This is a genomic window from Nonomuraea sp. NPDC049784, from assembly GCF_040659615.1.
In the GTDB taxonomy this organism is placed as follows: Bacteria; Actinomycetota; Actinomycetes; order Streptosporangiales; family Streptosporangiaceae; genus Nonomuraea.
Map to the genome: position 1 here is coordinate 1 of NZ_JBFAMX010000367.1, position 10106 is coordinate 10106.

Annotated in this window: 8 protein-coding genes and 1 pseudogene; 3 read left to right on the plus strand and 6 right to left on the minus strand. The window is 70.4% G+C overall.

The window, feature by feature from the left end; all coding sequences use genetic code 11:
* A pseudogene (locus tag AB0J09_RS43245) lies at window positions 1–303 on the minus strand (hypothetical protein); the annotation flags it as partial.
* A 170-nt stretch (window positions 304–473) separates the two neighbouring features.
* On the opposite strand from AB0J09_RS43245, the gene AB0J09_RS43250 reads away from it, so the two are divergent.
* The 3 genes from AB0J09_RS43250 to AB0J09_RS43260 are packed head-to-tail and all read left to right on the plus strand — an operon-like array spanning window position 474 to window position 4140.
* Window positions 474–1637: an acyl-CoA dehydrogenase family protein gene (locus tag AB0J09_RS43250; protein WP_360704636.1), complete on the plus strand. Its 1164-nt coding sequence runs from the start codon at window positions 474–476 to the stop codon at window positions 1635–1637.
* Entirely contained in the window at window positions 1634–2650 is a 1017-nt protein-coding gene (locus AB0J09_RS43255) for an acyl-CoA dehydrogenase family protein (protein ID WP_360704639.1), read from the plus strand. Before AB0J09_RS43250 ends, AB0J09_RS43255 begins: the two co-directional genes overlap by 4 nt.
* Window positions 2650–4140, plus strand: coding sequence for an AMP-binding protein (locus AB0J09_RS43260; protein WP_360704641.1), 1491 nt, complete (start codon window positions 2650–2652; stop codon window positions 4138–4140). The genes AB0J09_RS43255 and AB0J09_RS43260 overlap by 1 nt, the downstream gene beginning before the upstream one ends.
* Here AB0J09_RS43260 and AB0J09_RS43265 read toward each other — a convergent pair.
* The 5 genes from AB0J09_RS43265 to AB0J09_RS43285 are packed head-to-tail and all read right to left on the minus strand — an operon-like array spanning window position 4122 to window position 9875.
* A complete protein-coding gene (locus AB0J09_RS43265; protein ID WP_360704644.1) occupies window positions 4122–5243 on the minus strand; it encodes a C45 family peptidase in 1122 nt (373 codons plus the stop codon). The genes AB0J09_RS43260 and AB0J09_RS43265 overlap by 19 nt on opposite strands.
* Before the next feature lie 35 nt (window positions 5244–5278).
* Window positions 5279–6235: a YafY family protein gene (locus AB0J09_RS43270; protein ID WP_360704647.1), complete on the minus strand. Its 957-nt coding sequence runs from the start codon at window positions 6233–6235 to the stop codon at window positions 5279–5281.
* Between the two features lie 17 nt (window positions 6236–6252).
* Window positions 6253–8043: a zinc-binding dehydrogenase gene (locus tag AB0J09_RS43275; protein ID WP_360704649.1), complete on the minus strand. Its 1791-nt coding sequence runs from the start codon at window positions 8041–8043 to the stop codon at window positions 6253–6255.
* Between the two features lie 40 nt (window positions 8044–8083).
* Entirely contained in the window at window positions 8084–8434 is a 351-nt protein-coding gene (locus tag AB0J09_RS43280) for an extradiol dioxygenase (RefSeq protein WP_360704651.1), read from the minus strand.
* Window positions 8435–8438: 4 nt separating this feature from the next.
* Window positions 8439–9875 (minus strand): Nramp family divalent metal transporter, encoded by a 1437-nt coding sequence (locus AB0J09_RS43285; RefSeq protein WP_360704653.1) that lies wholly within the window; start codon window positions 9873–9875, stop codon window positions 8439–8441.
* Window positions 9876–10106: the final 231 nt, after the last annotated feature.

Consider the following 10106-nt stretch of genomic DNA (forward strand, 5'->3'; position numbering starts at 1 on the left):
GACGGGGTCCGGCGTCACCTGGGACAGGCGCGGCGAACCCGCCAGACCGGGAGTCGAGGCCACCACCCGGCCCGACGGGTCGACGACCTGGGCACCCTTCAGCGGGACGTTGATGGCGGGGGTCAGCTCGTTATCCCTGATCAGATGGATCGGGCGCCGGGAGGCGCCAGTCACCTCTCTCGTACGGATCTCGAACGCCGTGTCGTGTCCCACCCACACCAGGGCCGCGCCGGTCGTCAGGCACAGCAGGGCCATCGCGACGCTGGCCCACAGAGCCAGCCGCGCGCGAATGGATCTCCCCAACCGTGCGATCACACCCAATCCCCCGTAATCAGGTGATCACAGTACGTGCCTCCACCTCCAATTATCGGAGATTCGGCGACAAATCACGCTAAAGGCCCCCAAGAACAGTGCCCTATGCGTCGTCCGGCCTCCTGGCTAGAGTAAGTGGGCACTGATGCCAAGGAGTCGATGTGAACCTTGCTGACTACCGGCGCGCCGCCAGGGCCTGGTTGCAGGAGAACGCTCCAACGGACGACCCGGAGACGGACGCGATCGCCAGGGCCAAGAAGTTCATGGCCAAGCTCCACGACGCCGGCTACTCCGGCATCACCTGGCCCGAACGGTGGGGCGGACAGGGGCTGACGCAGGCGGAGGAGCGCGCGTTCGCCGCCGAGGCCCGTGGCTACACGCTCCCCACGTACGTCTTCTCGATCGGGCTCGGCATGACCGGGCCGACACTGGTCGACCGGGGCACCGATGCGCAGCGCGAGCGGTTCCTCAAGCCGCTGCTGCGCGGCGAGGAGATCTGGTGCCAGCTGTTCTCCGAGCCGGGGGCGGGCAGCGATGTGGCCAGCCTGCAGACGAAGGCCGAGCGCGACGGCGACCACTGGATCGTCAACGGGCAGAAGGTGTGGACGTCGGTCGCCCACCACGCCGACTGGGGCCTGCTGCTGACCCGCACGGACGTGGAGGTGCCCAAGCACAAGGGGCTGACCATGTTCGTGGTGGACATGCACCACCCGGGGGTGACGGTCAGGCCGCTGAAGGACATGAGCGGCAGGTCCAACTTCAACGAGATCTTCTTCGACAACGTCCCCATCCCCGACGAGCACCGCGTCGGCGAGGTCAACGACGGCTGGAGCGTGGCCGTCACGACGCTGCTGCACGAGCGGCTGTCGATCTCGGCGGGCGTCGGCATGGGCGGCCAGAAGGACGACCCGACCTCGCTGGAGGCGCTGCGCCAGGTGGTCGACACCGAAGACCCGCTGGTCCGCGACCAGCTCGTGGAGCTGCACATCCGCAGCCGCGCCCTGGCGCTGTTCAACCAGCGGCTGGCCCAGGAAACCGAGGCGGGCATCTTCCCCGGTGCCCGGGGCAGCGCCGCCAAGCTGCTGCTGGCCGAGCTGACCATGTTCCGGGCCGACCTGGCCACGCGGCTCGTGGGGCCGGAGGCGGCGCTCGGCGACCACCCGCTCGCGTACGCGATCTCGCTGGCCCCGGCCATGTCTCTGGGCGGCGGCACCAACGAGATCATGCGTAACATCGTGGGCGACCGCGTGCTCAACCTGCCGCCGGAGCCCAGGGTGGACAAGAACGTGCCGTTCAAGGATCTGAAGGTGGGGACGCAGGGGTGAAGCTCGTACTCGATGAGGAGCAGCGGCAGCTCCGTGAGGCCGTGCGCGCCTTCCTGCGCGCCGCCTCGCCGCTGCCCAAGGTGCGCCAAGGCTACGACCCGCAGGTGTACGCCAGGCTCAACGGCGAGCTCGGCCTGTCAGGGCTGATCGTCCCTGAGGAGTACGGCGGCGCGGGCGCGGGCATGGCCGAACTGGCGGTCGCGCTGGAGGAGACAGGCGCGGCCCTGCTGCCGGGACCGTTCCTGGCCACCGCCTTCGCCACCATCGCTCTGGCGGGCACACCCGACAAGGAGCTGCTCGGCGCGATCGCCGAGGGCCGGATCGCGGCCACGCTCGGCCAGGACACCCTCGACTTCGACGGCGCGGCCGTGCGCGGCACGCTGGCGCAGGTGCTCAGCGGCATGGAAGCGGACGTTCTGGTGACGCCCGCCCGCAGCGGCGACGACACGGTCCTGGTGGCCGTCGAGCTGGCCGGGCCCGGCGTCACCCGGACGGCGCTGGAGACGCTCGACCTGACGCGCGGCCAGGCACGGGTGGCCCTGGAAGGCGCGCCCGCCCGCGTGCTGGGCCCGGCGCCGGAGGCCGGCGACCGGCTCTGCGTGGCGCTGGCGGCCGAGCAGCTCGGCGTGATGCGGGCGGCGCTGGACGCCATCGTGGCCTACGCCAAGATACGCGTCGCGTTCGGCCGCTACATAGGCTCGTACCAGGGGGTGAAGCACAAGCTCGCCGACATGCACTGCCAGCTCGAACAGGCCGAGTCCATCGTCAGGTACGCCGCCTGGGCCGCCGACGAGTCGCCTGACGAGCTGCCCGAGGCCGCCGCCCTCGTCCAGGCGTACGTCGGCCGCGCCTGCTTCGAGGTGGCCCGCGACCACCTGCTGCTGCACGGCGGCATCGGTTTCACCTGGGAGCACGACGCGCATCTCTACTACAAGAGGGCCAAGGCGGACGAGGTGCTGCTCGGCCCGCCCCGCATCCACCGCGCCCGCCTCGCACATCTGCTGGAGCTGTGATGATGGACGTCAGTCAGCTGCCCGGCTTCTACGCCATCGCGGCCGCCGATCCCGCCCGCCGCGCGGTGATCGACTTCGACGGCACGGAGACGTCCTACGGCGAGCTGCTCGCCCGGGTCAACCAGGTGTCGCACGGCCTCAGGGCACGCGGGCTCGGCACCGGCGACGTGGTGGCGGGCGTGCTGCCCAACGGCATCGACGCCATCGTCATGCTCATGGCGACGGCCCAGATCGGGCTCTACTACGTGCCGATCAACTGGCACCTTACGGCGTCCGAGGTGGCGTACATCCTGGACGACTGCGACGCCAAGCTCGTGGTCACCGGCCCCGGCTACGCCGTGCCGGGAGCGGAGATCGGGACGGCCGGGCTGGCCGAAGGGCAGCCCATCGGCGCGCCCGGCGAGCGGACGTCCGGGGCGGTCATGTGGTACACCTCCGGCACCACCGGCTTCCCCAAGGGTGTGCAGCGACCGCTGCCCGGCGCGGAGCCCGAGCAGCTGGTGCCGGCGTACAGGTGGTTCCTGGGCGAGGTCGTGGACCTGCGGCCGGGCGACGACGTGCACCTGGTGACCTCGCCGATGTACCACTCGTCGCCGTGCGCGCACACCCAGTTCGCGCTGCACCTCGGGCACACCGTGGTCGTCGCGCCCAAGTTCGAGCCGGTGACCATCCTGGAGCTCATCGAGCGGTACCGGGTGACCAACGCGATGATGGTGCCCACCATGTTCCACCGCATGCTGCAGCTGCCGGAGGACGTCAGGGGCAAGTACGACGTGTCGAGCCTGCGCCAGGTCATCCACACCGCCGCCGCCTGCCCGGTCGCGGTCAAGCAGCAGATCATGGACTGGTGGGGTCCGGTGCTGTACGAGTACTACGGCTCGACCGAGTCGACTATCGCGTTCGCGGTCAAGCCGCACGAGTGGCTGGCCAAGCCGGGCACCGTGGGCAGGCCCGCGCCTTTGTTTGAGGCCAAGATCGTCGATGAGGCGGGCATGGAGCTGCCGCCCCGCGAGCCCGGCATGATCTACGTCAAGTCCAGCATGGGCACGTTCGAGTACCGCAAGGACCCGGCGAAGACCGCCGCCAGCATGCTGGGGGAGTGGTATTCGCCGGGTGACATCGGCTTCCTGGACGAGGACGGCTACCTGTTCCTGTGCGACCGGCGGACCGACCTGATCGTCTCCGGCGGGGTGAACATCTACCCCGCCGAGATCGAGGCCGCCCTGCTCGAGCACCCTGCGGTGGCGGACGTGGCCGTCATCGGCGTGCCCGACGAGGAGTGGGGCCACAACGTGGTCGCTCTCGTCCAGCCCGCCGAAGGGGTCACGCCCGGCCCCCAGCTCACCGCCGAGCTGCTGGAGCACTGCGGGCCGCGCATCGCCAGGTTCAAGCACCCGAGGGTGATCGAATATCGTTCACCGCTGCCGCGCACGCCCACGGGCAAGTTGTCGCGCACCAAGGTGCGCGAGGACTACCTGTCGGAGCTGTGAAACACCAGCTCGTCGCTGTAACCCCGGCCGTCGCCCAGGTAGAAGCGGGCCGACAGGGTACGGTCGGCGGTGTCGAAGACCGTGGTCCACAGCGTGCGGAACGGCAGCGCCGGATCCTCCCGCTGCCGGACCGCGCGCAGGCTCTCGCGCAGGTCCTGCGGTGACATGGTGGCGCCCTTGCTGCGCTCGTGCAGCGTGCGCAGCCGCTCGAACGTCCTGAAGCCGGCCGCGGTGTCCGCGGGCAGGTTCATCGGGTCGGGGTGGCGGTGCAGCAGGTGGTTGGTGACGCAGAGCGGGCCGTCGCCGAGCTCGACGATGTGCTCGCTGCCGTCCCTGCCCCGCTCCCACACGAACGCCCGCCCGTTCGCGTCGGCCACCAGGTAGTGCAGGGGCATGCCGTGGTCGTACTGCTTGGCGCCGAGCAGCGCCTGCTTGGCCTGCTCCACGTTCTCGCAGGTCTCGACCAGGAACCTGGGCAACTGCACGCTCCCCACTCCGACCTGTGGCGAGATCCTCTCCGGCGGAGTCGCGTTCTCGAAGTCGGCCACCAGCAGCATGACCGCCAGGCCCGCCGAGTTGATGCCGTCCATGCAGCCGTCGAGGTCCGACATGGTGATCACGGTCGAGGACAGCCCCTCGTCGGGCACCGTCGTGATCACGTACGGGCGCGAGGCCATGGGCAGCTCGTTCGGCCGGGGCTCGCCGCCCATGATCTGGCTGGTGGTCGTGGGGAAGAAGTCGTAGTTGCGGCCCACCCTGCCGTGGCCGTCGGTGGACGCCGGCGGCGGTATCCACAGGGCCGAGCAGCCGGAGCCCTCGGGCACGAAGTTCAGTCCGTCGAGGGCCAGCTCGTCCTGGTCGGGGTCGAGACCGAGGGCCGCCGCGGCGCCGTCCAAGCGGGCGTCGTGCTGGGGCCAGTGCCGCTCGAACCACGTCCTGCGGGCCCGGTTCACCGAGGGGTCCGCCGGCGTGGGGGACCAGCCCAGCCTGCGGGCCTCCTCGGTGAGCGCCCTGCCGATCTCGAACTGGCTGCCCTTGAGCGTGAGGTGATGCACCAGCTGGAAGTCGTCCTTGCTGCCGGCGACCTGCGTCATGTTCTTCATGCCACCGAGGCTGCGGCCGCCCGCTGACCGGGGCCTTACCGCCGGCTGACCGCCCGCCGGTAGCGCTCGGACAGCTTCAGCACGTGCTCGGCCAGCTCGGGCGGGTCGAGCACCTCGAAGTCCACGCCGACGAACCCGATCCACACGGCCATCCCGTTCAGGTCGTCGCCGCCCAGCCGGAGCAGGCAGGTGGCCTCGTCCACCGGCTCCACCTCCAACCCCGGCGACAGCTCCTTCACCTGGTCGGCCGGGGTGTGCAGGAGCACCGTGGCCCGGTAGCGCCACATCGCCGTGTTGACGCCCCGCTCCACGAACGCCGCCACGTCGCCGTCCCCGGGCAGCTCGCGCGGAGTGAACCTGGGCCCGGCCGGCGTGCGCGGGCGCACCCTGTCCACCCTGAACGTGCGCCAGCCCTGCCGCTCGACGTCGTATCCCACGAGGTACCAGCGGCCGCGCCGGTGCACCAGGCGGTGCGGCTCCACGTTCCGCACGGTCGTCTCGCCCTCGTGGCCGGTGTAGTCGAAGCGGAGCCGCTCGTGGTCGCGGGCCGCGTTCGCGATCGTGGTCAGCACCTCGGGCGCCACCGAGGGGGCGTTGCCGGGAATCTGTACGGTGTAGCTGTTGAGCGTGTTCACCCGGCGGCGCAGCCGGGACGGGAGCACCTGCTCCAGCTTGGCTAGGGCGCGTACGGAGGTCTCCTCGATGCCCTCCACCCCGCCGCCCGCCGCCCTGCCGAGCCCGACCGCGACCGCGACGGCCTCCTCGTCGTCGAGCAGCAGCGGCGGCAGCGAGGCCCCCGCCCCCAGCCGATAGCCGCCGGCGACCCCCGGCGTGGCGTGCACGGGATAGCCGAGCGAGCGCAGGCGCTCGACGTCGTTGCGGATCGTCCTGGTGGACACCCCGAGCCGGGTGGACAGCTCGGGGCCCGTCCATTCCCTGTGCGCTTGAAGCAGGGAGAGGAGTTTCAGCAGGCGGGCCGAGGTTTCGAGCATGGAGACCAGTGTGCCCGCTATCGCGGCAAGGTGGCTTCCGTATTCACCACGATCTTGCCGAGGAAGTGGCCGTCCTCGCTGCGGCGGTGCGCGTCGGCGATCCGCTCCAGGGGGAACACCTCCGCGACCGGGATGCGTACCTCATGGGCTGGTACGGGGCCTCTCGTGCCGCCGGTCGAGAACCGTACGCCGAGCTTCGCCGCGTTGACCGGATCCGCGATGGTGATCACCTTGTCGGGGTCGCCGGTGAGCTTCACCGACAGCTCCAGCTCGCCCCTGCCCGAGGCGTCCAGCACCCGGTCGACCGATCCCGGGAGGCGCTCCTCCAGGCCCTCGCCGTACGTGACCGGGTGGACGCCGAGGTCGCGGAGGTAGGGGTGGTGATGTTCGCCGGCCGTGCCGACGACCTGGGCTCCCCTGGCGATGGCGAGCTGTGCGGCGGCCAGCCCGACGCCGCCCGCGACCGCGTGGATCAGCAGCGTCTGTCCCGGTTGGAGGTCGAGCTCGCGGAGCGTGCGCTGGGCAGTCTCGAGGGCGACCGGCAGCGCGGCGGCCTCCTCGTACGTCAGCTCGTCCGGCTTCGGCGTCAGGGCGGCGGCTTCGGCGATCGCGTGCGTGGCGACCGCGCCCGACTCGACCTGCCCGAACACCGGCTGGCCGAGCCGCCACCCGGTCACCTCCGGGCCGATCGCGTCGATCGTCCCGGCCAGCTCGAGGCCGGTGCCGCGGGGGCCGTCGACGGGGCCGCCGCGGCGGAGCTTCCAGTCGAGGGGGTTCACTCCGGCCGCCCTGACCGCCACCCGCACCTGTCCAGGGCCCGGCTGGGGGAGCGCGATCTCGTCCAGCGTCAGCACCTCGGGACCACCGTTGGCCCGGTAGCGGGCGGCCTGGGCGGTGACGAGCAGGACCGCCTTGCCGACCAGCTCGCGCCTGTCCAGCGCCGCGTGCGTCTCGCTCGCCCGCTCCAGCGGTACGGCCAGCCCGACGACGGTGGCGAGCCTGCCGTCCTCCATGACCCTCTGGGCCAGCCGCCTGAACTCGTCCGGGGCGAACTGGACCTGCTCCATGCCGACCACTCTCGCGGACCCGGGCTTGATCAGGGCGGCCGAGCCGCTGGGCACACCGTAGGCGAAGAACGTCCCGCCGGGCTCGACCAGCTCGTACGCGGCGCCGCCGACCTCACCGCCGACCCCGTCGAACACCACGTCGAACCGCCCACTGAGCTCGGTGTAGTCGACGGCCTCCGCCGCGCCCATGCCCAGGGCCGCCTCCCGCTTCGCCGCGCTGTGGGCCGCGGCCGTCACGTGGGCGCCGGCCGCGCTCGCGAGCCGCACGATCGGCAGCCCCAGCGCACCTCCCGCCCCGGTGACCAGCACGCGTGCCCCGGGTTTCAGCTCGGCCGCGTCCACTAGGCTCAGAGCGGCCGGCCCCACCTGGATGAGCGAGGCGGCCCGCCACAAGGGCACCTCATCCGGCACTCCGACCACCGTCTCGACGCCGGCCACGACCTGCTCGGCGTACCCGCCGCCGCCGGGGAGGAACGCGGCCACCCGCCGTCCCGCCCAACCGGCGTCCACCCCGTCGCCCACCGACAGCACCCGCCCGGCCACCCCGGTGCCGGGCACGAACGGCGGCTTGTTCGGGAACCACTCGCGCCCCCACCCGGCCCGCAACTGCGCGTCCAGCGACATCACGTCCACCGCCGACACCCCGATGAGCACCTGCCCAGGACCGGCCACGGGCTCCGGCGCCGGCCGGACCTCCAGCACCTCGGGACCGCCGAACTTCGTCACTTCGATCACGTTCATGCGACCGAGTCTGATACCTCAAGTTCGGTTGAGGTCAAGCTCAGGGCAGGTCGTACGCCGTCTGGTGCCGGGGCTCGTACAGCCCGAGCCGCCCGCCTCCGGGCAGGTGGATCGTCGTGAGCGCCCCCCAGCCCTGCTGGGTGACCGGGTCGAGCGGCACGTTCTTGGACCGCAGATCGTCCATCGTCTGCTCCAGGTCGTCGCACGTGAGATAGAGCTCGTGGACCTCCGCCTCCCCGGTCGGATGGACGGCGACCTCCGAGGGAGGCAGCTTGAAGATCAGCCAGCCGCCTCCCACGTCGACGAACGGGAACTCGAGCACGTCACGGATGAACGCCCGGTCGGCGTCCGCGTCGTGACTGTAAACGATCAGATGCGCTCCGTTGATCATCCCCTCACGATACGCCGAAGAGCTTCTGTGCCTGCTGAATGACGACCATCACGGTCAGCGTCCCGAAGAAGGCCACCGACCACACCAGCGCGCCCAGCCGGTACGAGCGCACCTTGATGGCCTCGGGCAGCGACCGCCGGTTGAGGATGATCAGCAGGATGGAGTACACGAACATCATCACGGCCGCGAAGCACGCGGAGAACACCAGCAGGATGAGCGGCTGGTCGAAGCCCGCCAGCAGGACCGCGATCCCGATCAGCGCCATGGCCCAGACCGTGTAGAAGTAGACCCGGTTCACCGAGACGGGCTTGTCACGCAGGTAGACCGTCTTGATCGTGTCGGAGGCCAGCCGCGAGGTGTAGTCGACGATGCCCATGGCCGAGGCGAACAGGGCCAGCGCCCCGATCACCCAGAACAGCACGCCGAACCACGGGGCGACGACGTCCTGCAGCACCTTGCCCTCGACCTGCAGGAACTGGATGCTGTTGGCCAGCCCCTCGCGGCCGAACACGGTGGAGTAGGCCAGCATCGACATGAACGCGATGGTCAGGAACGACACCACCGCGAACGTCCAGGCCTGCTCGACGTTCGCGAAGCGCCACCACTGCTTCCAGCGGGCCAGGTTCTCCTTGGTGGGCGGGAACTGGAAGCCCGTCGAAGCGGCCGCCTCCTCCTGTCCGGTCACCGGGCTGACCAGGCGCGGCACGTACTGGCCCATGCCGAAGCCCTTGTCGCGGATCCAGTTGCTCTGGCAGAGGTTCTGGCCGCCGCCCGCGCCGGCGTACGCGATGGCGCCCATCAGCACCGAGAACTCCAGCGGCGGCACGGGGAACCTGGCCCCGACCGTCATGCCCTTGCCCAGCTGGACCCAGCTGTCGGCATTGATCGCGAACAGGACGGCGACCACGATCAGCGTCGCCACGAGGACGATCTTCACGAAGATGACGCGTTCAAGCACGGTGTAGATCACCGGCGCCAGCGTCAGGCCGAGCGCGATCACGAGGAGCATGCCGATGGCGATCCACCGCACGCTGCCCGCGCCCGACCCGGTCAGGTACGTCACCATGGTCGCGGACGTGGTGACCCAGCCCGGCCAGAGGTTCGAGCAGAGCGTCATCACGACGAAGACCAGGCCCCAGTGCTTCCACATCCGGCTGAACCCGGTGAGCGCGGTCTCGCCGGTGGCCAGCGTGTAGCGCTCGATCTCCATGTTCAGGAACCACTGGGTGATGATCCCGATCGCGGCTCCCCAGATGAAGATGAGCCCGACTTGGGAGGCGATGTACGGCCAGAGGATGAACTCGCCCGACGCCAGCCCCACACCTGCGCCCACCAGCCCTGGGCCGATGATGCGCCATTTCGATCGGGGAGGATCAGGCAGATCGCGGACGGTGACGGATGGTAGGACTCGCGCAGGAACGGTCGGGGTGTACTCCGCCATGCGGCTCTCCTTGCTCAGCGTTGCCTGAGCGCCACATTACAGAGACACGTAATGTTGGTGGAATAGTCAGTTAACTTGCATCACGACGTACTCGCCCCGGTCTGTGAACCCCATGACCCTCCCGCCCGCCTTCATCAGCCCGCCGAGGGTGTCACGCACGGCCAGCCGCCACGCCTTGGCCGCCGCCGGGTCCTCGCGCCGCAGCCGCTCGACATCGGCCGGCGTCCCCAC

What these genes read in the sequence shown, in the direction of transcription:
- AB0J09_RS43260 (WP_360704641.1), top strand. Translation starts at nt 2,650, where the DNA reads ATGATGGACGTCAGTCAGCTGCCCGGCTTCTACGCCATCGCGGCCGCC.
- AB0J09_RS43265 (WP_360704644.1), bottom strand. Translation starts at nt 5,243, where the DNA reads ATGAAGAACATGACGCAGGTCGCCGGCAGCAAGGACGACTTCCAGCTG.
- AB0J09_RS43270 (WP_360704647.1), bottom strand. Translation starts at nt 6,235, where the DNA reads ATGCTCGAAACCTCGGCCCGCCTGCTGAAACTCCTCTCCCTGCTTCAA.
- AB0J09_RS43275 (WP_360704649.1), bottom strand. Translation starts at nt 8,043, where the DNA reads ATGAACGTGATCGAAGTGACGAAGTTCGGCGGTCCCGAGGTGCTGGAG.
- AB0J09_RS43280 (WP_360704651.1), bottom strand. Translation starts at nt 8,434, where the DNA reads ATGATCAACGGAGCGCATCTGATCGTTTACAGTCACGACGCGGACGCC.
- AB0J09_RS43285 (WP_360704653.1), bottom strand. Translation starts at nt 9,875, where the DNA reads ATGGCGGAGTACACCCCGACCGTTCCTGCGCGAGTCCTACCATCCGTC.